This is a genomic window from Polaribacter aquimarinus (assembly GCF_003129485.1).
In the GTDB taxonomy this organism is placed as follows: domain Bacteria; phylum Bacteroidota; class Bacteroidia; order Flavobacteriales; family Flavobacteriaceae; genus Polaribacter; species Polaribacter aquimarinus.
Map to the genome: position 1 here is coordinate 94,545 of NZ_QFFG01000003.1, position 22,876 is coordinate 117,420.

At 29.2% G+C, this 22,876-nt stretch carries 24 protein-coding genes; 10 read left to right on the top strand and 14 right to left on the bottom strand.

Annotated elements, in window-relative coordinates; genetic code table 11:
• Nucleotides 1-4: 4 nt before the first annotated feature.
• Both DIS07_RS07620 and DIS07_RS07625 read right to left on the bottom strand, forming a co-directional pair.
• Nucleotides 5-2,731: a DNA gyrase/topoisomerase IV subunit A gene (locus tag DIS07_RS07620; protein WP_109404655.1), complete on the bottom strand. Its 2,727-nt coding sequence runs from the start codon at nt 2,729-2,731 to the stop codon at nt 5-7.
• A 3-nt stretch (nt 2,732-2,734) separates the two neighbouring features.
• Nucleotides 2,735-4,594 carry a DNA topoisomerase IV subunit B gene (locus DIS07_RS07625; protein WP_109404656.1) on the bottom strand — a complete coding sequence of 620 codons (1,860 nt, stop codon included), beginning with the start codon at nt 4,592-4,594 and terminating at the stop codon, nt 2,735-2,737.
• 321 nt (nt 4,595-4,915) lie between these two features.
• Here DIS07_RS07625 and lysA point away from each other — a divergent pair, with 321 nt between their 5' ends.
• The 3 genes from lysA (at nt 4,916) to DIS07_RS07640 (ending at nt 7,406) form a co-directional block, all read left to right on the top strand.
• Nucleotides 4,916-6,187: a diaminopimelate decarboxylase gene (gene lysA, locus DIS07_RS07630; RefSeq protein ID WP_262503134.1), complete on the top strand. Its 1,272-nt coding sequence runs from the start codon at nt 4,916-4,918 to the stop codon at nt 6,185-6,187.
• Nucleotides 6,188-6,277: 90 nt separating this feature from the next.
• Entirely contained in the window at nt 6,278-6,889 is a 612-nt protein-coding gene (locus DIS07_RS07635; RefSeq protein ID WP_109404657.1) for a fumarylacetoacetate hydrolase family protein, read from the top strand.
• A 1-nt stretch (nt 6,890) separates the two neighbouring features.
• Entirely contained in the window at nt 6,891-7,406 is a 516-nt protein-coding gene (locus tag DIS07_RS07640) for a GNAT family N-acetyltransferase (protein WP_109404658.1), read from the top strand.
• On the opposite strand, the gene DIS07_RS07645 is transcribed toward DIS07_RS07640, so the two are convergent.
• From DIS07_RS07645 to DIS07_RS07665, 5 genes are all read right to left on the bottom strand, one after another.
• A complete protein-coding gene (locus DIS07_RS07645) occupies nt 7,399-8,922 on the bottom strand; it encodes an ATP-binding response regulator (protein ID WP_109404659.1) in 1,524 nt (507 codons plus the stop codon). The two genes, DIS07_RS07640 and DIS07_RS07645, sit on opposite strands and share 8 nt — an antisense overlap.
• Before the next feature lie 6 nt (nt 8,923-8,928).
• Entirely contained in the window at nt 8,929-9,414 is a 486-nt protein-coding gene (locus tag DIS07_RS07650; protein WP_109404660.1) for a Rab family GTPase, read from the bottom strand.
• A 12-nt stretch (nt 9,415-9,426) separates the two neighbouring features.
• On the bottom strand, nt 9,427-10,239 hold the full coding sequence (locus tag DIS07_RS07655; RefSeq protein ID WP_109404661.1) for a cell envelope biogenesis protein OmpA: 813 nt from the start codon (nt 10,237-10,239) through the stop codon (nt 9,427-9,429).
• Complete coding sequence (locus DIS07_RS07660) at nt 10,240-10,590, bottom strand: hypothetical protein (RefSeq protein WP_109404662.1); 351 nt, start codon at nt 10,588-10,590, stop codon at nt 10,240-10,242.
• 108 nt (nt 10,591-10,698) lie between these two features.
• Complete coding sequence (locus DIS07_RS07665; protein ID WP_109404663.1) at nt 10,699-11,481, bottom strand: MBL fold metallo-hydrolase; 783 nt, start codon at nt 11,479-11,481, stop codon at nt 10,699-10,701.
• 77 nt (nt 11,482-11,558) lie between these two features.
• Here DIS07_RS07665 and DIS07_RS07670 point away from each other — a divergent pair, with 77 nt between their 5' ends.
• From DIS07_RS07670 to DIS07_RS07685, 4 genes are read left to right on the top strand one after another with little or no spacing between them, the layout of a single operon-like run.
• Nucleotides 11,559-13,001: a nicotinate-nucleotide adenylyltransferase gene (locus DIS07_RS07670; protein ID WP_109404664.1), complete on the top strand. Its 1,443-nt coding sequence runs from the start codon at nt 11,559-11,561 to the stop codon at nt 12,999-13,001.
• A 50-nt stretch (nt 13,002-13,051) separates the two neighbouring features.
• Nucleotides 13,052-13,600 carry an RNA polymerase sigma factor gene (locus tag DIS07_RS07675; protein ID WP_109404665.1) on the top strand — a complete coding sequence of 183 codons (549 nt, stop codon included), beginning with the start codon at nt 13,052-13,054 and terminating at the stop codon, nt 13,598-13,600.
• A gap of 33 nt (nt 13,601-13,633) precedes the next feature.
• The gene (locus tag DIS07_RS07680; protein WP_109404666.1) at nt 13,634-14,176 is read left to right on the top strand and encodes a hypothetical protein; all 543 of its coding nucleotides are present in this window, start codon (nt 13,634-13,636) and stop codon (nt 14,174-14,176) included.
• 1 nt (nt 14,177) lies between these two features.
• Nucleotides 14,178-14,630 (top strand): hypothetical protein, encoded by a 453-nt coding sequence (locus tag DIS07_RS07685; RefSeq protein WP_109404667.1) that lies wholly within the window; start codon nt 14,178-14,180, stop codon nt 14,628-14,630.
• A gap of 31 nt (nt 14,631-14,661) precedes the next feature.
• Here DIS07_RS07685 and DIS07_RS07690 read toward each other — a convergent pair whose 3' ends face one another.
• The 7 genes from DIS07_RS07690 to idi form a co-directional block, all read right to left on the bottom strand.
• Nucleotides 14,662-14,856 carry a hypothetical protein gene (locus DIS07_RS07690; protein WP_109405052.1) on the bottom strand — a complete coding sequence of 65 codons (195 nt, stop codon included), beginning with the start codon at nt 14,854-14,856 and terminating at the stop codon, nt 14,662-14,664.
• Between the two features lie 126 nt (nt 14,857-14,982).
• On the bottom strand, nt 14,983-15,243 hold the full coding sequence (locus DIS07_RS07695) for a hypothetical protein (protein ID WP_109404668.1): 261 nt from the start codon (nt 15,241-15,243) through the stop codon (nt 14,983-14,985).
• A 41-nt stretch (nt 15,244-15,284) separates the two neighbouring features.
• On the bottom strand, nt 15,285-15,986 hold the full coding sequence (locus DIS07_RS07700; protein WP_181374566.1) for an HAD family hydrolase: 702 nt from the start codon (nt 15,984-15,986) through the stop codon (nt 15,285-15,287).
• 3 nt (nt 15,987-15,989) lie between these two features.
• Nucleotides 15,990-16,721: a 3-deoxy-manno-octulosonate cytidylyltransferase gene (kdsB, locus tag DIS07_RS07705; protein ID WP_109404669.1), complete on the bottom strand. Its 732-nt coding sequence runs from the start codon at nt 16,719-16,721 to the stop codon at nt 15,990-15,992.
• A gap of 5 nt (nt 16,722-16,726) precedes the next feature.
• A complete protein-coding gene (locus DIS07_RS07710) occupies nt 16,727-17,698 on the bottom strand; it encodes a type I phosphomannose isomerase catalytic subunit (RefSeq protein ID WP_109404670.1) in 972 nt (323 codons plus the stop codon).
• Nucleotides 17,699-17,923: 225 nt separating this feature from the next.
• Nucleotides 17,924-18,337, bottom strand: a complete 414-nt coding sequence (locus DIS07_RS07715; RefSeq protein WP_109404671.1) for a 6-pyruvoyl trahydropterin synthase family protein — start codon at nt 18,335-18,337, stop codon at nt 17,924-17,926.
• The gene (idi, locus tag DIS07_RS07720; RefSeq protein ID WP_109404672.1) at nt 18,330-18,848 is read right to left on the bottom strand and encodes an isopentenyl-diphosphate Delta-isomerase; all 519 of its coding nucleotides are present in this window, start codon (nt 18,846-18,848) and stop codon (nt 18,330-18,332) included. The genes DIS07_RS07715 and idi overlap by 8 nt, the downstream gene beginning before the upstream one ends.
• Nucleotides 18,849-18,968: 120 nt before the next feature.
• On the opposite strand from idi, the gene DIS07_RS07725 reads away from it, so the two are divergent.
• The 3 genes from DIS07_RS07725 to DIS07_RS07735 are packed head-to-tail and all read left to right on the top strand — an operon-like array spanning nt 18,969 to nt 22,874.
• The gene (locus tag DIS07_RS07725) at nt 18,969-19,655 is read left to right on the top strand and encodes a peptidylprolyl isomerase (RefSeq protein WP_109404673.1); all 687 of its coding nucleotides are present in this window, start codon (nt 18,969-18,971) and stop codon (nt 19,653-19,655) included.
• Nucleotides 19,656-19,699: 44 nt separating this feature from the next.
• On the top strand, nt 19,700-21,292 hold the full coding sequence (locus tag DIS07_RS07730; protein WP_109404674.1) for a peptide chain release factor 3: 1,593 nt from the start codon (nt 19,700-19,702) through the stop codon (nt 21,290-21,292).
• A gap of 4 nt (nt 21,293-21,296) precedes the next feature.
• Complete coding sequence (locus DIS07_RS07735) at nt 21,297-22,874, top strand: hypothetical protein (protein WP_235869112.1); 1,578 nt, start codon at nt 21,297-21,299, stop codon at nt 22,872-22,874.
• The last annotated feature ends 2 nt before the right edge of the window (nt 22,875-22,876 follow it).

Genomic DNA, 22,876 nt, shown 5'->3' on the forward strand with positions numbered 1-22,876 from the left:
AATTCTAAAACAAACTCTGCTGAGTATCATCATCCGTATTTTCCTTTTTCTTTTGAATCGCTTTCTTTAACAATGCTTGCTTTTTATCTTCTTTATTGGGTACTTCTAACACAGAAGATTTTTCAATAGTTGGTACATCTAAAGGCAATTTTTCTTCTACAACTTCTTCATCAACCACTTCTATTTCTTCTGAAGTTGGTGATTCTGGTTCTTCATAAGGGAGTGATTCTAATAAATTCACATTCTTAATTTTATCCATCGTTAATTGATTTCCTAATGCTTTAATTCCTTTAACAGCAATAAATTCTTCAAAATTTACTTGGATATTTTCTAGACTGCGTTTCGAAAATTGTACTTCAGCCATTGGTCTGTAATCTGTTGCTACAATTTCTAATTGACTTTTGGGATGTTCTGAAATAAATATTTCTTCTTTTTCTGGAGTTTCTATCAAAAATCTTTTTACGTAGTAACGCGCTTTTTCTGCATCAAAATAAATGGCAGAAATTGGTTTGTTAGGTTTCCATTTCTCTAAAACAATCATATCATCTTCAAAATGCATTGCCAAATCTGGTTTTACTGCTTTTGCTTTTCCACTTTGAGTGATGATTAACAACTTATCTTCTGCTCTAAACTCTCCTAATAATTCGCCTCTTTCATCAACATTTAAACGTTGAACAGCCTCATCAAACCAGATTTTACGAGGTTTTAATGTAGAAACTCCAGCGTATTTAAAATCAATACTTTTAATAGCAAATTTAGTGATAGTATTTCCACGAACTCCACGTCCTTTTACAGCCAAATCTGCAAAATCAATATCCCATTTTAATTTTTTAATACTACCAACTGCACGTAAGTTTATGGTAACAACCTCAGCTTCACCATTAGGATTTGCAGTAAAATACAACACTTTAGATCCTTTACTTCCGTTTGTTAAATCGTATTCTTTATCACGAGTTACAGAAGTTACATTAAAGCGCTTCATATAACTAGGGCCTCTTGTTCCGTCTTTATACATAAAGTTGTATACGGTTCTTTTATCCTTCTTTTTAAAGACTGCAACATGAATGATGTCTTTACCAACAAAAGTTTTTGAATCGATTTTAGTCACCATCATTTTACCATCTTTTCTAAAAACGATGATATCATCAATATCAGAACAATCGCAGACAAATTCATCTCTTCGTAAAGAAGTACCAATAAAACCTTCTTCTCTATTTACATAGAGTTTTGCATTGTTCATAGCTACTTTACTTGCAACAATGTCATCAAAAATTCTGATTTCAGTTTTACGTTCTTTTCCTTTACCATATTTATCTTTTAAGTTTTTAAAATAGTCGATTGCAAATTCAATTAGATTATCTAAATGATGTTTTACACCTGCAATTTTATCTTCTAAACTTTCTATATATTGTTTAGCTTTATCAATATCGAATTTTGATATTTTCTTAATTCGAATTTCTGTTAAGCGTACAATATCTTCTTCAGTTATAGCTCTTTTTAAATGTTTAATATGAGGTTGCAAACCTTTATCAATTGCTGCAATTACACCTTCCCAAGTTTCCTCTTCTTCTATATCTCTATAGATTCTGTTTTCTATAAAAATGCGTTCTAAGGATGAAAAATGCCATTGTTCTTCCAATTCATTTAACTGAATTTCAAGCTCTTTCTTTAACAATTCTACAGTTAAATCTGTAGAGTGTTTTAACATGTCTGAAACCCCAGTAAAAACAGGAGTATTATCTTTAATTGTACAAGCTAATGGCGATATGGAAGTTTCACAATTGGTAAAAGCATATAAAGCATCAATTGATTTATCTGGAGATACATTTGGTGGTAAATGCACTAAAATTTCTACTTCTGCAGCAGTATTGTCTTCAATCTTTTTTATTTTGATTTTCCCTTTATCATTCGCTTTTAAGATACTATCAATTAAAGAAGATGTGGTGGTAGAAAATGGAATTTCATTAATTACCAAGGTCTTTTTGTCCAATTGAGAAATTTTTGCACGAATACGCACCTTTCCTCCTCTTTTTCCATCATTATAATTGGTGAAATCTGCAATTCCACCCGTTAAAAAATCAGGAACAATTTTAAAACTTCTTCCTTTTAAATATTTAATAGAAGCATCTATCAACTCATTAAAGTTGTGTGGCAATATTTTGGTCGATAAACCTACAGCAATTCCTTCTGCACCTTGTGCTAATAATAATGGGAATTTAACTGGTAAATCTATAGGTTCTTTCCTACGTCCATCGTAAGATAATTTCCATTCTGTAGTCTTCGGATTAAAAACAACATCTAGTGCAAATTTTGATAAACGTGCCTCAATATATCTTGATGCTGCAGCTCTATCACCTGTTAAGATATTACCCCAGTTTCCTTGCATATCTATTAGCAATTCTTTCTGACCAATTTGAACCATAGCATCTGCAATAGAAGCATCTCCATGAGGATGATATTGCATGGTATGACCCACAATATTCGCTACTTTGTTATAGCGACCATCATCTAAATCTTTCATAGAATGCATAATTCTACGTTGCACAGGTTTTAATCCGTCTTCTAAAGAAGGAACTGCTCTTTCTAAAATTACATACGAAGCATAATCTAGAAACCACTCTTTGTACATCCCTGTAACCTTAGTTATGGTTTCTTCTTGAGGCGAATCTAATTGTTCTCCTTCACTCGTTAATTCCTCTTCGTGTTCGTTTTCGTTTATTTCTTCACTCATAATTTAAACTTCCTCTTCTACGTAATCTAATTCAACCTTCAAATTATTAATAATAAATTTTTGTCTATCAGGTGTGTTTTTTCCCATATAGAACTGTAACATTTGCTCAATAGACATTTCTTTATCTAACATTACAGGATCTAAACGAATATCATCACCAATAAAATGTACAAATTCATTTGGCGAAATCTCACCCAAACCTTTAAATCGAGTTATTTCTGGTTTACCTCTTAACTTTTCTATGGCTGCTCGTTTTTCATCATCAGAATAACAATAAATGGTTTCTTTTTTGTTTCTAACTCTAAATAAAGGCGTTTCTAAAATATATAAATGTCCTTCTTTGATTAACTCTGGGAAAAATTGCAAAAAGAAAGTTATCAATAACAAACGAATGTGCATTCCATCAACATCGGCATCAGTAGCAATTACAATATTATTGTAACGCAAATCCTCTAAACCATCCTCTATATTTAATGCGGCTTGTAATAAATTGAATTCCTCATTTTCGTATACAATTTTCTTACTCAATCCATAAGAATTTAAAGGCTTTCCTTTTAAACTAAAAACAGCTTGCGTATTTACATTTCTAGATTTTGTAATGGAACCAGATGCTGAATCTCCCTCTGTAATAAACAACGTTGTTTCTAAATGTGCTTCTTTTTTGGTATCCCCTAAATGAATTCTACAATCGCGTAATTTTTTATTGTGCAAGCTTGCCTTTTTAGCTCTGTCTCTCGCCAATTTTCGAATGCCAGAAAGTTCTTTACGTTCTTTTTCTGCTTGAATTATTTTCTTCTGTAGTTTGTCTGCTACTTCGGTATTTCTATGCAAATAATTATCCAATTTTGTTTTTACAAAATCGTTTATATAGGTTCTTACCGTTGGCAAATCACCACCCATTTCTGTAGAGCCTAATTTTGTTTTAGTCTGACTTTCAAAAACAGGCTCCATTACTTTTATGGCAATTGCAGAAATAATCGATTTACGAACATCAGATGCTTCAAAATTTTTACCAAAAAAATCACGAATGGTTTTTACAACTGCTTCACGAAATGCAGATTGATGCGTTCCTCCCTGGGTAGTATGCTGCCCATTTACAAAGGAATGATATTCCTCTGAATACTGAGTTTTACTATGTGTAATAGCAACTTCAATATCATCTCCTTTTAAATGAATTATCGGATACAACATATCATCTTGATTGTTATTATCTTCCAACAAGTCCTTTAATCCATTTTCAGAAAAGTATTTTTCTCCATTAAAAATAATGGTTAGACCAGGGTTTAAATAGACATAATTCTTCAACATTTTAGCTACATATTCATTTCTGAATTTGTAGTTTTTAAAAATGGTTTCATCTGGTATAAACTGAACTTTGGTGCCTTTTCTTCTTGAGGTTTCTTCTAAAAATTCTTGATTCTCTAGGCTTCCTTGACTAAATTCTGCAGATGCAGATTTTCCTTCTCTTGTAGATTCAACCCTAAAAAAAGAAGAAAGCGCATTTACAGCTTTGGTCCCTACTCCATTTAAACCTACAGATTTTTTAAACGCTTTAGAATCATATTTGCCGCCTGTATTCATTTTAGAAACTACATCAACCACTTTTCCTAAAGGAATTCCTCGACCATAATCACGAACAGTAACTTTACTTCCTTGTATAGAAATTTCTATAGTTTTTCCAGCTCCCATTACATATTCATCAATAGAATTATCCAGAACTTCTTTAACTAGAATATAGATTCCGTCATCAGCTGAAGAACCATCTCCTAACTTTCCAATATACATTCCAGGACGCATTCTAATGTGTTCTTTCCAATCTAAAGAGCGAATATTATCTTCTGTGTATTTTGTTTCTCTACTCATAAAAAATCCTTACTACGATTAGGTTTGAAGTAATTGCTAATATAGCATTAACACTCATAAAATGAAATGGCAGTGATAATTAGTTATTAACAGGATTTCAACGATTGCATAGTCTCCATTTTAAGTAATATATTATCAATTAAACCGGAATAATTTGACTAAACTCAAGAACTCATCATCTATTGGGTTTCGTTTTAAAAACTTTTTGAATTGTATAACCACCACTTATTTTTAAAAACTACTTTTTCACCCTAAAAAAAACAAAAAAAAACAATATGTTATATTTTTTAACAAATCGCTAAACAACTCAACATTTTGATTATTTTTGGTCTCTCAAATAAATCATTTACAGTGGAAAGAACACAACTTTTAGAATTAGCAAATAAGTACGGAAGTCCTTTATATGTTTACGATACCGACAAAATTGAATCACAATACAACAGGTTAACTGATGCCTTTAGCAGTGTTAAAAATTTAAAGTTAAACTATGCAGTTAAAGCACTTTCGAATATCAATATTTTAAAGTTTTTTAAAAATTTAGGTTCAGGGTTAGACACGGTTTCTATTCAAGAAGTTCAGTTGTGTTTAACTACAGGGATTAATCCTCATGACATTATTTTTACTCCAAATGGTGTTTCATTAACCGAAATTGAAGAAGTTGCCAAGTTAGGAGTTCAAATTAATATAGACAACCTTTCTATACTGGAACAATTTGGTCAAAAACACCCTGAAATTCCAGTTTGTGTTCGTATTAATCCGCATATTATGGCAGGTGGAAATTCTAAAATTTCTGTAGGTCATATTGATTCTAAATTCGGCATTTCAATTCATCAAGTTCCACATATTAAACGTGTTGTAGAAAATACCGGCATGAACATCAACGGGATTCATATGCATACTGGATCTGATATTTTAGATATAGATACTTTTTTGCGTGCATCAGATATTTTATTTGATGTTGCTCGTCAATTTGATAATATAGATTTTATCGATTTTGGTAGTGGATTTAAGGTACCCTATAAAGAAGGAGATATTTCTACAGATATTGAACAATTAGGAATTCAACTTTCTGCTCGTTTCAATGAGTTTTGTAATGAGTACGGAAAAGAAATTACTTTAATGTTTGAACCTGGAAAGTTCTTGGTTTCAGAGGCTGGTGTTTTTTTAGCAAAAGTTAATGTAGTTAAACAAACTACTTCAACAGTTTTTGCACATGTAGATTCTGGTTTCAATCACTTAGTAAGACCTATGATGTATGATTCTTATCATCATATTTCTAATATTTCTAATCCAGAAGGTAGGGACAGATACTACTCTGTTGTAGGTTATATTTGCGAAACTGATACTTTTGGTTCTAATAGAAGGATTTCTGAAATTTCTGAAGAGGATATTTTATGTTTCCATAATGCAGGAGCTTATTGTTATTCTATGGCTTCTAACTACAACTCTCGATATCTACCAGCAGAAGTTATGGTTGTAAATGGACAAGATTATTTAATCAGAAAAAGACAAACTATTCAAGATATTTTACACAATCAAGAGATTGTGGAGTTGCCAACTAAAGCTTCAATTAAAGAGGAAGCAACCGCTTAAAAACAAGCAACACAACTATATAAATCTGCCATAAAATTTCGATTTTTTGGCAGATATTTTTTTACATTTACATAACAAAACAAACAACTAATGAAAATTTTAGGAATAGGTAGTAATTACGTAACTGATTTAAAAGATATTGCAGAAAAGAAGAAAAATAAAAAGTTCATCTTCTCAAAACCAGAAACAGCTTTAGCCATAAACTGCGATATTGACTATCCCGTTATTACAAATAAATTGGTTTATGAAATAGAATTGGTAATTAAAATTGGAAAAGAAGGTAAAAATATAGCAGTCGAAGATGCTAATTCTTATGTTTCTGAAATTGCAGTAGGTATTGATTATACTGCAAAAGATGTCTTAAATAACGATAGAGAATTTAAACATCCTTGGGATTTAGCTAAAGGTTTTGATGGTGCAGCACCAATTTCTAGTTTTAGGCCTGTATCCGATTTTCCTGATTTAAATGACATTAATTTTGATTTAAAAATTAACAAAAAACAAGTTCAAGTTGGTAATACTGCTTATATGATTAATGATTTTGCTGATATTATTAGTTATATATCAACTTTTATGACATTACAACCTGGTGATTTAATTTTTACAGGTACTCCAGCTGACGGAATTGGAGAGAACCAAAAAGGAGATCGTTTACAATTATTTGTAGAAAATGAATTGTGGTTAGATTTTAAAATCAACTAAAATGAAAATTAGACTTTCTACTATTGATGATATTCCAAGAATTATGGTAATTATTAATGATGCAAAAGCATTGTTAAAGTCTTTAAATATTGATCAATGGCAAAACGGGTATCCGAATCAGGCACAAGTTGAAAATGATATTGTTAATAAAGAAAGTTATGTGATTTTTAATGATGAAAATAAAATTTTGGCTACTACTATGTTTACTACTAGAAAAGAACCTACTTACAAAAAAGTAATCGATGGCAATTGGTTTATAGACGAATCTTTACCATATGGAGTAATTCATAGATTAGCAATAGCAGAGGAATTTAGAGGCATGGGTATTGCTAAGTTTGTGTTTGAAGAATTACATCAAAACCTAATCCAACAAAACATTAAAAGTTTAAAAATTGATACACACGAAGAGAATTTAGGAATGCAATCTCTTATTAAGAAGATGGGATATAAATATTGTGGAATAATTTACACAAATTATGGTGCAAAACGCTTAGCTTTTGAAAAAATGATTAAATAACAGAATAAATTTTATTTAAAAAAACTTCCGAAGTAAAAGGTTTAGAAATTACATCAAAAAAACCAATTTTTATATAACCATCAATATCCTCTTTAGTTGCGTTAGCTGTTAATGCTAGCACTGGTGTTTTAGGGTTAAATTCCTTAAAAATTGATGCTTTTTGAATTAACTCCTCACCTGTCATATTTGGCATATTTATATCCAATAGAATTACATCAAAAGTTGTTGATTCAATTTTAGATAATGCTTCTAAACCATCTTTAACAATAGTAATTTCTGCACTCGCATTAGTTAAAAAATGATGAACTATAGTTTGATTTAACAAATCATCATCTGCAACTAAAATCTTCTTTCCTTTTAAATTTATTATACTATCATTTAAAGATATATTTGCTTTTTTTATGGTGTGTTTTAAGTATTTTTTTAATGGTATTTCAACAAAAAAAGTAGTTCCTACATTTAGTTCACTTTCAACAAATATTTTGCCGTTCATTGCGCTTACTAATCGATTTACTATTGCAAGTCCTAAACCTGCTCCTCCTTTTATTCTTTGGTCTGCTATCTTATTTTGTTGATATTCTTCAAAAATTTTAGTTAATTGTTTTTCAGACATCCCTCTACCTGTATCTGTAATACCAAACTGAATATTAATAGATTTTGATTTCTCTGAGATAATTTTGGCTATAGTTTTTATCTTTCCTTTTTTTGTAAATTTTATAGCATTACTAATTAGATTTGATAAAATTTGGTGAATCCTAACACTATCACCTAAAAGTTTATTAGGTATATTCTTATCAACTTCAAAAATAAGTTTTACATCTTTATTTTGTTGTTGATGCTTAAAATCATTTTTACAATTTATAATAATTTCTTCTAATGATATTTGCTCAGAAACCAACTCTAATTTACCTGCTTCTATTCTTGATAAATCCAAAATATCATCAACAATTACTTTTAAGTTTTTTCCTGCTGCAGTTAAATTTTTAATATGCTTTATTACATTATCATTCAATTGTTCTAAAGAAATAAGCTCTGTATATCCTAGTATAGCATTTAAAGGATTACGTATCTCGTGGCTCATCATTGCTAGAAATCGAGATTTTTCTTCATTTGCTTTGTCTGCAATTTTTCGAAGTCTGTCTAATTCTTTATTTTTTTCTGCAATCTCTCTTTTAACAAAGAAAATATCATTTCTATTTTGATTCAGCTGATCTACAATTTTATAAACATTAGTTCGATTATGAATGAGAATTTTAATCGAGTTATTGTTTTTAAAAACCTCCAAATCAACATTAAACTCTTGATTATCAGAAAAAACAACCATACCTTCTAAAAGAAAAGGCTCTTTAATTTCTAGAGCATCTAAAGTTCCTTCTAAAAAAGGACAAGTATTGTAAACAGTATCTTTTAAAATAAATTCATTCTTAATAAACTTGCCTGCATCTATGCTTTGAATTACTCCTGAAAAATCAGTAGTGATTTGTAAAAAAACATCTTCAATTTTAGCAGGTATCAAAAAAAGTTATTTTAAAGTTTGGGCAGTTAATTGCATAAAGGCATCTTCTACATTATCTCCTTCTTTAGCACTTGTAATCAAGTCAATATCAACAGAAACTTTTTTGACTACATTTTGAACTTCTTCATCTGTAAGTAAATCTTTCTTATTACCAACAATAGTAATATTTTCAATACCAGACAAATCTTTTACCATTTGTAAATTTTTATCAATGGTTAAAAATGTTTCTTCTCTACTTAAGTCAAAAACAAACATAGCGCCATGAGCTCCTAAAAAATAAGCTTTCGGGATTTTTTCGTTACCACTTGTACCAGCAACATCCCAAATCATCAGTTTAATAGTTTCATTTTGATACTCTACCACTTTTTTACTCACTCTAACACCAATGGTACTAATATAATCTTCAGAAAATTCATTCAAGACAAACCTTCTAATTAAAGAGGTTTTACCTACACCAAAATTACCAACTAGTAACACTTTTTTTGCAATCATATGCTAAGACTATTATTGCTCTTCAATTAATTGTTGAAAAATTACATTATTCAACCTATTTTCATCAGATAAATATGAGCGATCTCTTAAAATAATTTCTGCCAAATTGTTAATTCTATCAGATAATTCTTCTTTAAAAGTAGTGTTTAATACACCTGAGCAAGCAATAGCAATATATATGCTCTTAAAATTTTGAATAGAAAGTTGAAAGGTTTCAAACTTAATATCTTCTAAGTCTTGACCTTCTTTTGAAAAAGCATCTTCTACAAATGATTTAATAGCAGTTAACATTCCAGAAACCATATCTTTGTCTGCTATATTACCTCTAGAATAGCTCCCAGAAAGTAAACCAGATTCTTTTTCGATAATAAAAACTTCCTCTATAATAGGTTCGAAAACCTCTTGTAAAACAACATCTGCATCATTTTTCTTTCCTTTAAAAAAGCGTTTTAAAATTTCTTGAATAGAGAATTTTTCTTTAACGGTTTTGTTTACGCTCTCAGTTAACTTTGTAATTTCGCTAATAATAGCTTTCTTAACCAACTTACCCATTATTGGGTATAAGGCTTCTACAACTTCGTCTTGAGAATCTCTAATTTGAACTTTAATAGTTTCTGTAATAGTATCTCCAAAGTATTCTGGAAACTTTTCACGAAGATCTAAGATTTTTTCATCCATTAATGGAGAAACATTCTTAGCTAACTTTTCTTTAAGAATTACCTCTTTACTAAGAGATTCAAACTTTTCTCTATCTTCAGCTAATAAAAGTTCTCTGAGTAACTCAAAACGATTGTCTTTTGTGTTATCTACAGGCGTTTTTTTCATCTATTCTTGCAACATCAATGCAATTTTCTCTAAAGCTTTTCCTAATTTTCTTCTATCTGCTTTTTCATCATCTAAATCTGCTAATCTTTTATCTAAATCATCATTTAAATCTTGAAATTTATGATCCATTAAGCTTTCTAGATCAGATAATTTATTTTCTAAATTAGTAACAGCTTCTTGTAAATTCTTATCTGTTGCATCTTTTAGCGATTGAATTTTGTTATATACATCAGCAAATTCACTGTTGTATTCCTTCATGTTTTCACCAAAGATGAGTTCTCTTACCGCTGCAATTCTGTCTATTTCTTTTTGACTTTCAACAGCTTTATTCTTGTCTTTATTTTCTGCCATTTATTTTAAGTTGGTTATTTTGTAACTATATCTATAACGAGTTTGATTGAGTTGCCTGAAATCATAGGCATTCTAACAAATATACATTAAAAAACAAATTATAAAAATCTAAACTTCGATTTTTAAACCATCATAAGCTAAAAACACATTTTCTGGAAGCTGTTTTGAAACTTCTTCATGAAAACCTAATTTGTGACTAATGTGAGTAAAATAAGCTCTTTTGGGCTTAAGTTCTTCAACAAAATCTAATGCTTCTTGTAAATTAAAATGTGTTGTATGTGGTTTTATTCTTAAGGCATCAACTACTAAAACATCTAAATTTTTAAGCTTTTCTTTTTCAGCAGGTTCCACAAATTTCACATCTGTTAAATAGGCAAAATTTTGAAAACGATAAGCAGTTATTGGTAACTTTCCATGAAAAACTTCAATTGGAATTACTTCTAAACCATCTACTTTGAACTTAGTTTTATAAACAATTTTTGGTTTTACAGTTGGAGCGCCAGGATATTTAAACTTAGGGTTAAAAATGTATTCAAATCGCTTTTCCAAACTATGTAAAGTTCTTTTATTTAAATAAATAGGCATCTCTCCTAATTGATAACAAAAGGGGCGTAAATCATCTAAACCCCCAATATGATCTGCATGTTCGTGAGTAAAAAAAACTCCATTTAAAGATTGTATGTCTTCTCTTAACATTTGCTGCCTAAAATCTAACCCACAATCTACTGTGTAAGTCACATCATCCCAAGAAATTAAAATTGATGAACGCAAACGTTTGTCTTTAGGGTTTTTTGACTTACATACAGGGTCATTACTTGCAATCATAGGAATTCCTTGAGAAGTTCCTGTACCTAAAAAGGTAATTTTTAACAGTTTTTTGGTAAAATTCATCATAACAAAAATAGTATAAAAATTGACTGATAGCACTCTATTTTAGTACATTTGTTTTAACCTTAAAATAATAATACATGGCCATTTCTTTAAAAGGAGATCAAAAGATTAGTAGTGTACCTACTACTAAAAGTAAAGCACTAAGAATTAACTTAAATACTGACATTTACGGGACTTTTGCTGAAATTGGGGCAGGACAGGAAACCGCTCGTAACTTCTTTAGATCTGGTGCTGCTTCTGGAACCATTGCCAAAGCAATGAGTGCTTACGACAAAGACTTTTCTGATGCAATATATGGTGTAGAAGACGATAAGCGATATGTTACTCAACCTCGTTTAAAGAAAATGTTAGGTCACGAAATTGACTTAATGGAAGATCGTTTAAGCCGACAAAAACATCCAGATAAATTATTTTTCAGTTATGCCAATACAGTTACTACCATTGATTTTGCTAAGAAATTTAAAGGACATGGTTGGGTTGGAATTCGTTTTCAATTAGATCCTTTAGAAGGTTATAATGAAATAGTTTTGCACTTACGTTTTAAAGAAACTGATGCACGTTTGCAACAAGAAACTTTAGGTGTTTTAGGTGTAAATTTAATATATGGGGCTTTTTATTTAAATGACAACCCAAAGGATTTAGTAAAATCTTTTTATGATAATTTAAGTAATGACCAATTAGAAATTGATATGATTAATTTCTCTGGTCCTCGTTTTATGTATGTAGATAATCGTTTAATGAGTTTACAACTACTAAAATACGGAATGACTAATGCTGTAATGTTTGGTCCAGATGGAAATAACTTATTGCCTGCTCAAGTACTTTACAAAAAAAATATTTTAGCTTTAAGAGGAAGTTTTAGACCTGTTACTAAAGTAAATATGGATATGTTTGAAAAATCCAAAAAGTTATTTTTTGCAGAAAATAAAGTTGATAAAGATAAGACACAAATTATTTTTGAAATTACGCTAAGTAACCTTACTTCAGAAGGAAAAATAAATGAAAGAGATTTCTTAGATAGAGCAGAATTATTGTGTTCTTTAGGTCAAAATGTAATGATTACCAGTTTTCAACAATACTTTAAACTAGTAGAATACTTTAGTGAATTTACCAAAGAAAGAATGGGATTAACCATGGGGGTTCAAAATTTGATTCAAATTTTTGATGAAAAATACTACCGTAATCTAAGTGGTGGAATTTTAGAAGCTTTCGGTAAACTTTTCTACCGAGATTTGAAAGTTTACATGTATCCATACCATAATCAAGCATCTGGAGAATATATTAATAGCGAAAACCTTAAAGTACATCCAAGAATGAAAGAGTTATATAAATTCTTTAAACACAATGGAAAGCTTGTAAATATTGATGATTTTGACAAAGATATTTTAGACATTTTTTCAAGAACAGTCTTAAAGTTAATTAGAGAAGGCGAAAAAGGATGGGAAGAAATGTTACCAGAGGGCATCGCAGAAACGATCAAACAAAAAAGATTATTTGGTTATTCTAGATCTAAAAAATAAATTTTAAACTTTTTTATATTTTTAGAGTCTTACACTTATAATTTAATTACTTGACAGAGGAATCTCTTTTAATAGAACAATTACAAAATGTTCAGACTAAAGAAAAAGCGTTTAGAGAACTCATTAAACTCTATAAAGAACGCTTGTATTGGCATATTCGTAAGATTGTAATATCTCACGATGATGCTGATGATGTGCTACAAAACACATTTATTAAAATTTTTAAAAATATAGATAAATTCAATCAAAATAGCAAACTGTATTCTTGGATGTATCGAATAGCTACAAACGAATCTATAACATTTATTAATAAAAGAGCAAAACAAAGAAATCTTGATATATCTGATTATCAACAAGAATTGGCTTCTAATTTAACCAGTGACGATTATTTTACAGGAGAAAAAATTCAAATTTTACTTCAAAAAGCTATAGCAACATTACCTCAAAAACAACAATTAGTTTTTAATATGAAGTATTTTGATGAACTAAAATATAATGAAATATCAGAAATTTTAGAAACTTCTGTTGGAGCATTAAAAGCTTCTTATTTTCATGCTGTAAAAAAAATTGAACATTATATAAAAACCATGTCAAATTAAACCAATTAAAAATAAAAAGGTCTAAAGGGTATAATGAAAGAAAAAATAAAAAATAGTGAATTGTATTTAGATTCGGTTTTAGGAAAAAAATCTGGTTTCTCTACTTCAAAAGATTATTTTGATGATGTAGAAGAACATTTTTTTATTGCTTTAGCTGAAAACGCTATTCCTAAAAAGGATGCTTTTTCAACTCCAACTTCTTATTTTAACAATTTAGAAGATTCTATTTTAGATTCATTAAAATCAGAGAAAAAAAACATCAAAGTAATCTCTTTAAAACAAAAATTTTACAAAATAATTCCTGCTGCTATAGCTGCATCAATAGCACTATTCATCAGTATAAATTATTTTAACAAAGAGAATATTGAGACCCGCTTTGATAATTTAGCTGAAACAGACATCGAAACTTGGTTTTTAGAAAATTCATCTAGTATAACATCAGAAGATATTGCTACTTTTGTATCTGTCGACAATATGAATATGAATGATTTTGCATATACAAATATTGATAATGATCTTATAGAAGATTACATTATTTATAACGATAACACTACTTTATTAAACGAAATTAATTAGTATGAAAAAATATATTTTAATAATCTTAGTATTAGTTTTGTCCACTGTTACAATTAATGCTCAGAAAAGAAAAAATAAAGAAAAAATAAAAGCTTTAAAAGTCGCTTTTTTAACTCAAGAATTAAATTTAGATACTAAAACTGCACAAAAATTTTGGCCTCTTTATAATGAGCATGAAAATAATTTAGATGTTCTAAGAAGAAAAGGTATGTTAGATATTAAAAATAAATTAAAAAATGCCGGTGGGCTTGAAGCTTTAACAGAAGAAGAATCTAAATTTTTTGTGCAATCTAAAATTAAACTGGACAAAAAAGAATTAGTAGAAAAAGAAAAATTCTTAGAAAAAATATCAAAAGTTTTATCTTACAAACAAATTTTAAAATTACAATTATCTCAGAGAGAGTTTGCAAGAAAACTAATGCGAAAATATAGAAAACAATCTAATAACAAATAAAAAAAGAAGCTTTAAGAGCTTCTTTTTTTGTTTATTTTATTAAGGCTAAACAAGAATATAATTCAGGTTTATTAGCTGTAAATTGTCTTAACCAAATTGTAAGTTCATCCACCTCGTAAGGCAATAATCTGGTTAACGCTTTCTCTAATTCTTTACAAAACAAATCTGAATTAAAACTTACCTTTTTTAGTACTGTTTTTGTGTATTCAAACATTGCTCTAGCCATTTTCATCAATTTTTATAATAATTAAACGTAAACTTTAACTACTTATTACTTTTCAAATTTAATAAAAAAACCAACATCAAAAAATGATGCTGGTTATAAAATTTGTTAAAAAAAAAGTTAAATAAACTATAGTTTACTTATTTTTTCTACTAAAGCTTTTGCTTTATTTTCTAGTTCCTGATTTACTGATTTAAAATGTGCTTTTTTGTTTTCAACATCTTTAGCATTCACTTTTTCAATTAAAGCATCAAAAGTTTCAATTGCTTCATCTATAATCACATCAATCTTTTTAGCTTGGTTTTTTAATGCAGAAACATCTAATGCATATTCAATAACATCACCTAAAACGTAATTAATATCTTTTTTTAAGTTTTTTATACTTGCCATAACTTATTTATAATTTAATGCTGCAAATTTAGTTTATTTATTTATAACAACGATGTAACTTCTTTGATATTTAGTAAAGTAATGTAATTAGATTTTGATGATTTATCGTCTGTAACTTCTTCGTGAATCCAAGTGGTATGAAAAGGGATATGGATTGCAGATGCACCAATTTCAATCAAAGGTAAAACATCTGACTTTAGTGAATTTCCAATCATTAATAACTCTGAAGACTCAATATCTAAATGCTTTATGAGCTTTTTATAATCTTTTTCTTTCTTATCACTCATCACCTCTATATGATGAAAATATTTTGATAAATTCGATTTTTCTAATTTTCGTTCTTGGTCTAATAAATCACCTTTTGTTGCAACAATTAATTTAAATTTTTCTTGAAGTTTTTCCAATACCTCTTCTACTCCATCTAACAATTCGATTGGTTTTTCTAACATTTCTTTTCCAATTTTTAAAATCTCCTCAATTGTCCTTTGATTGATTTGATAATTAGAAAGATCTAAAGCACATTCTACCATAGACAAGACAAATCCTTTAACTCCATAACCATAATGTTTTAAATTTTTAATTTCTGTTTTAAATAATTCTTGGTCAATCTTGTTGGCAGTTTCGTACTTGGCTAATAATTTTGCAAACTCCAATTCTGCTTCTCTAAAATAAGTTTCATTAACCCATAAGGTGTCATCTGCATCAAAAGCAATTACCTTTATGTTTTCACTTATTTTATTCATAATTTAAGAGTTTAAAAATTTAATGGCTTTTTCTAAATCTTCTGGTGTATCTATACCTACTGCTTCTACATCTGTTTCTACCATTTTTATTTTTTTACCAATTTCTTGATATCGAATCGCTTCTATTTTTTCAGCTGCTTCTAAAGGCGTCATTGGTGTATTATAAAAATCTAATAGGGCTTGTTTTCTAAAAGCATAAACACCTTTATGTTTAAAATATTTGACATTGATTGAGGTATCTCTATGATAAGGAATTACGCTTCTAGAAAAATAAATTGCCATATTATTAATGTCAGTGATTACCTTAACATTATTAGGGTTTTTGATATCCTCTATGTTGGTAATGTGCACTTTTAAAGAAGCTAAATCAACTTCTTTATTAGTGTCATTTATAAAAACATCAATCAATTTCGATAAAGAAACTGTATCTATAAAAGGTTCATCTCCTTGAATATTTATTACAACATCAACATCTATATTTTCAACAGCTTCAGCAATTCTATCAGAACCACATTCGTGTTCTTTTTTACTCATAATTGCATTTCCTCCTGCATTTTCGATTGTCTTAAAAATAATATCAGAATCTGTTACAATATAAACCTCATCAAATAAATTAGTTTGTAGAGCAGCTTCGTAAGTTCTTAAAATCACTGGTTTTCCTGCGAGATCTTTCATCAATTTACCTGGGAAACGAGAAGCACTATAACGTGCTGGGATCATTGCAATAACTTTCATAAAATTTATTTAATATAGACCTCTAACAACTCAGAATGCTTTTCTGAAAAAATTTCTAACTCCTTAATAGAAGCAGGGACTAAAATGGTTTCTCCTTTTTTTAATTTTTCTACTTGATTTTGATACTTAAATTCAACATCACCATCAACGCATATATATATTACAAAACTATCTTTATCAGAATGATTTAAAGCTATTTTACCCATTAAAGGTAAAACATTGGTCGTAAAATAAGGACAAGAAACTATTTCTGATGAAGAATTTTGTTGTTTTGTATAATTAGTTTTATAGGATTCTTTAGCTGAATAATCTATGGCTTCTAAAGCTTCTTCTGTGTGTAACTCTCTGTAAGTTCCGTCGGAATTTGGTCTATCCCAGTCGTAAATTCTATAGGTAATATCTGATGTTTGCTGAATTTCTGCAAATAAAACACCTGCTCCAATTGCGTGAACTGTACCTGTAGGAATAAAATAAACGTCCCCTTTTTTTACTTTATCAATATTTAAAATATCAGTTAAAGATTTATTTTTTAGGTGATGTAAATACGTTTTAGAGTTAACCTCTTTTTGAAAACCTACAATTATACTAGCTTCTTTGTCAGCTTGCATCACATACCACATTTCAGTTTTACCAAGAGAATTATGACGTTTTAGTGCTAATTTATCATTAGGATGAACCTGTACACTTAAAGGTTTTTTAGCATCAACAAATTTTATAAGAACAGGGAATTTATCTCTAAATTTACTGTAAACTTTTGCTCCTACTAAACTTGATTTATGTTCTAAAATTAACTCTTTTAAGTCTTTCCCTTTTAAAGTTCCATTAGAAACTACAGATGCATTTTCTTTTACATCTGATATCTCCCAACTTTCACCAATGTTTTTGAGTTCAGATTCTTTATTTAGATAGTTTTTCAGCTTTTCACCACCCCAAACTTTTTCTTTTAGTATTGGTTTAAACTTTAATAACTGATTCATTAATTTCTTTTAAAATAAGCTACAAATCTACAATGAAAAAATGTACAATAAAAATTGATAACTTTGATTTTTAAATTACTCTTTTCACTTAACATTTAGCTTAAAATACTTGGAAAATATAGTAGATTTATTTTAAAAAAAACAAATCGATTAGCTAGATATTACAAATGGTTTTTAAATATTAAATAAAATCTCATCATATTTAGATACAAATATTAAAAGAAATTACTCTCCAGAATAACTCACAAAGTTTCTTGGAGTTTCATATAAAGTAATTTTTAAATCTAAATTAGAAGGCAAATGTTTTCTTAATTTTTGATAAGTAACCACACATATATTTTCTGCTGTTGGGTTTAATTCTTTAAATTCATGAACCTCTATATTTAAGTTTTTGTGATCAAAACAATCTTCAATTTCTGATTTTATTATTTTTTTTAAAATTCCTAAATCGTAAACGTACCCTGTTTCTTTATTGATTTCTCCTGTTAGAGAAACAATCAATTCATAATTATGTCCGTGAAAATTTGGGTTAGAACACTTACTAAAAACTTCAAAATTTCTTTCATCAGACCAATCATTTCTATATAGTCTATGTGCTGCGTTAAAATGTGCTTTTCTATGAACAGTTACTTTAGGCATGTACTAATTTTTCGTAAGATTTATCAAAAATAATTTTAAACCACTCTGTATATCTTTGAGGATTTTTTTTAATATCAGATTTTACATCAGCTAAAGTCATCCATTTATAATCCTGTACTTCGTCTTTATTGATTTCTGGTTTTTCATCATAATATCCAACCATAACATGGTCTAATTCATGTTCTGTTAAACCATTATCAAAAGGTGCTTTATAAATGAAAGAAAATACTTCTTTAATTTCAGTTACAAAACCCATTTCTTCTTGCAACCTCCTTTTTCCCGCTTCAATATTACACTCTCCATCTCTTTGGTGAGAACAACAAGTATTTGTCCATAATAATGGTGAATGATATTTATGAGCCGCTCTTTGTTGCAGCATTAATTCTCCTTTACTATTAAAAATGAATACAGAAAAAGCTCTATGCAAAACTGCTTTTTCATGTGCTTCCATTTTAGGCATTAAACCAATGGCATTGTCTTTTTCATCAACTAAAACTACTTGTTCTTCCATATTTACAAAAATAGTGAAATGATTATGTTATAAATCATAAAAAAAATACAAAATCTATAACTCTTTTCTATTCTTTTATACTGATGATTTATATTTGCATAACATGCAAAGTTAGTCTTTATGAAGATTTTAAAACTCATTATTTTAATACTTGGTGCTTTCATTCTTTTTCAATGCAACGAAGAAAAGAAAAAAGAAACTGAAAAAAGTGCAATTAAAAAGAAGAAGAAACTTGAAAAAAAAGTTGTTAAACGTTGGGATAGCTTACATAAGAACAATGTTGAGGCTTTCTTTACAGAATATGGTAAAAAAAATAAAGAAACAAAAGTTATCATAAAGACTAAATTTGGTAATATTAAATTACGCTTGTATAAAGACACTCCTATTCATAGAGCTAACTTTATTTTTTTAACAAAAATCAAATATTTTAATACAACAGAAATATACAGAGTGGCTAAAAATTTTGTAATTCAAGGTGGAAACTCTGATGAAACCTACACTATAAAACAAAGAAGATTATACGGTAATTACCGATTAAAACCAGAGTTTAAAGCTAATAGACGTCATAAATATGGGGCATTAGCAGCGGCAAGAGATTGGGAAGACAACCCAAATAAACTCTCTAATCCATTTGAATTTTATATGGTTCATAATAGAAATGGTGCCCATCATTTAAACAAAGAACATACTGTTTTTGGTGAAGTTATTTCTGGTTTCAATACCATGGATAAAATATCAAGAGTTAAAGTTGGAGTTGATGAATGGCCTGAAGAAGATATTAGAATGACAATCGAAATTTTAGATTGATAATTCTCTTTGTAAAACCTATCTTTGCACCTCAAATTTTGTAGATGGGCTTTTTAGAGGAAATACAACGTAGAAGAACTTTCGGAATTATATCGCATCCAGATGCTGGTAAAACTACATTAACGGAGAAATTATTGTTATTTGGTGGTGCAATCCAAGAAGCTGGTGCTGTTAAGAATAATAAGATTAAAAAAGGTGCAACTTCAGATTTTATGGAAATTGAGCGTCAAAGAGGAATCTCGGTGGCTACCTCAGTTCTTGCCTTTATCTATCAAAATAAAAAAATTAACATCTTAGATACCCCTGGTCATAAAGATTTTGCAGAAGATACTTTTAGAACTTTAACAGCTGTAGATAGTGTTATTGTGGTTATTGATGTTGCCAAAGGTGTTGAACCGCAAACCGAAAAGCTTGTAGAAGTTTGTAGAATGCGTAATATTCCTATGCTTGTTTTTATCAATAAATTAGATAGAGAAGGTAAAGATGCTTTTGATTTATTGGATGAAGTTGAGCAAAAATTAGGCTTACGGGTTACCCCTATGAGTTTTCCTATTGGAATGGGTTATGATTTTAAAGGAATCTATAATATTTGGGAAAAGAAATTAAATCTCTTTTCTGGAGATAATAAAACTGGTATTTCAGAAGGTGTTGAGTTTGACGATTTATCAAATCCAGAACTCGATAAAGTAGTTGGTGAAACTGCCGCAGAAACCTTACGTGAAGAATTAGAATTGATTGATGAAGTATACCCTCCTTTCAATCAAGATGAGTATTTAGAAGGACAGCTTCAACCTGTTTTTTTTGGTTCTGCTCTAAACAATTTTGGAGTTAAAGAATTATTAGATGCTTTTATCGAAATTGCACCTTCTCCTCAACCTAAGAAAGCAGAAGAACGCTTAGTAGATTCTAAAGAGAATAAAATGACTGGTTTTGTGTTTAAAATCCACGCAAATATGGATCCTAAACACAGAGATCGATTAGCTTTTATAAAAATTGTATCTGGTACGTTTAAAAGAAATGCTCCTTACTTACATGTAAGAAATGGAAAAAAAGTAAAATTTTCTAGTCCAAATGCTTTTTTTGCTGAGAAAAAAGAAATTGTTGAGGAATCTTACCCAGGAGATATTGTTGGGTTACATGATACAGGAAATTTTAAAATTGGTGATACTTTAACAGAAGGCGAAAAACTGAACTTCAAAGGTATTCCAAGTTTTTCACCTGAACACTTTAGATATGTAAATAATGCTGATCCAATGAAATCTAAACAATTATATAAAGGTTTAGATCAATTAATGGATGAAGGTGTAGCTCAGTTGTTCACCTTAGATATGAATGGTAGAAGAGTTATTGGAACAGTTGGTGCATTACAATATGAGGTAATTCAATATCGATTAGAACACGAATATGGGGCAAAATGCAACTATGAAAACTTGAATGTTCACAAAGCTTGTTGGGTAGAACCAGAAGATATTAAAAATGAAGAATTCAAAGAATTTAAAAGAGTAAAGCAACGTTATTTAGCAAAAGACAAACAAGGTCAATTGGTATTTTTAGCAGATTCAGCTTTTACTATTCAAATGACTCAAAGTAAATATCCTTCCGTAAAATTACATTTTACAAGTGAATTTAAAAATTAAGTTTATGATCAAAATTTTCTTAGTAATAATATTTACTTTTTTAAGCTTTCTTGCTGTTTCTCAAGATTATAATTTATCTAATCTAAAAGGTAATGAATTAAATAACAGTATCCGATTAAACTATATCCTTATTAATCAACCCAACAAAACCTATTCAAACGGATATACCATTAAGCCCAAAATGGGTTTAATGGGGATAAATTATAATATTCCATTAACAGATTGGTTGTATACAGGTGGGGGGTTTCATGGAGCAGTTTATGGAGACCAAGGTGGCTTATTTACTTTAGGTATCAATTTAGGAGTCAATACTAAGATATATAAGAATATACATTTTGACGCTAATGTTCATTTTGGCGGCGGTGGTGGCTTTAGAAGTTTAGTTGGTGGCGGAGGTATCATTTACCCAAGTGCAGGATTACAATACAAAACAAATGGTTATTCTTTTGGAGTTCAATATGGATATGTAAATTTCTTTACTAAAATTCAAAGAGGCGATAATTTTTCTTTTTTTGTTGAAATCCCTACGACTCTCAGAAAAACTTCTTATAAGAATTCATTGAAAGAATTTACAGTTAATGATAAAGTGAGTGATAAGTTCTGGATAAAACCAGCTGTAAAAAGTGTTCAGATGGTAACTTTTGATTTCCTATTTCCCAGGGGATCAACAAGAAATGACGGTAATGGAGATTTTACTAATACTACACCAATTACGCAAACTTTAAGTCTTCTTGGTTTTGAATATCAAAAATACATAACAGATAATACTTTTATATATGCACATGTTGATGCTATGTATAAAGGCTTAGTTGCTGGTTTTATGGATGTATTTATAGGAGCTGGTAAAAACTTTATTGAAACCAAATACATTAATTTTTACGGTAAGTTTGGAATCGGAGCTGCCGGAGGTAGAATTTTTCCTGAAAATGGCTTAACAATTTACCCAAGTGCGGGTTTTGATTTAAAATTATCTGAACAAATGGGTTTAAGTGCTCATGGAGGTTATCATAGAGCAGTTGGTGGTACTTTTGAAGCTTATACAACTGGAATCAGTTTAAAATACTATGGTTTAAGTGGTGGGATAAAAGATCCTTTTACTCAAGAAAAAGCTAAAGTTATAAAAACACAAGGCTTACAAATAGGTTTTCAGAATCAAACCTATTTTAATGTAGCTAAATCTAATAATAACCCATCTAGTGATTTACAATTAATAGCTCTTAAAATTAATTATGATTTAAACCAAAGATTTTACCTCTCTGGTGAGACCTCTTTTGCTTATTTAGGTAAATCAGGAGGGTATGCTCATGGAATATTAGGCTTAGGAATTAGAAGTAATAAATTTATGAACCAAAAATTTTCTACTTTTCTGGAATTAAGTGCTGGAGTTGCAGGAGGAGGAAAAGTTGATTCTGGTGAAGGTATACTAATTAGACCTACAGCTGGTATTAATTATCATTTAAATGATGAACTCTCTTTACATGTATCAGGCGGTCAAATGTGGTCTCCTTTTGGCAATGTAAATTCATCTAATATAAATATTGGATTGAATTATGGATTATCAATTTTAAAAGCGAAAAAATAAAA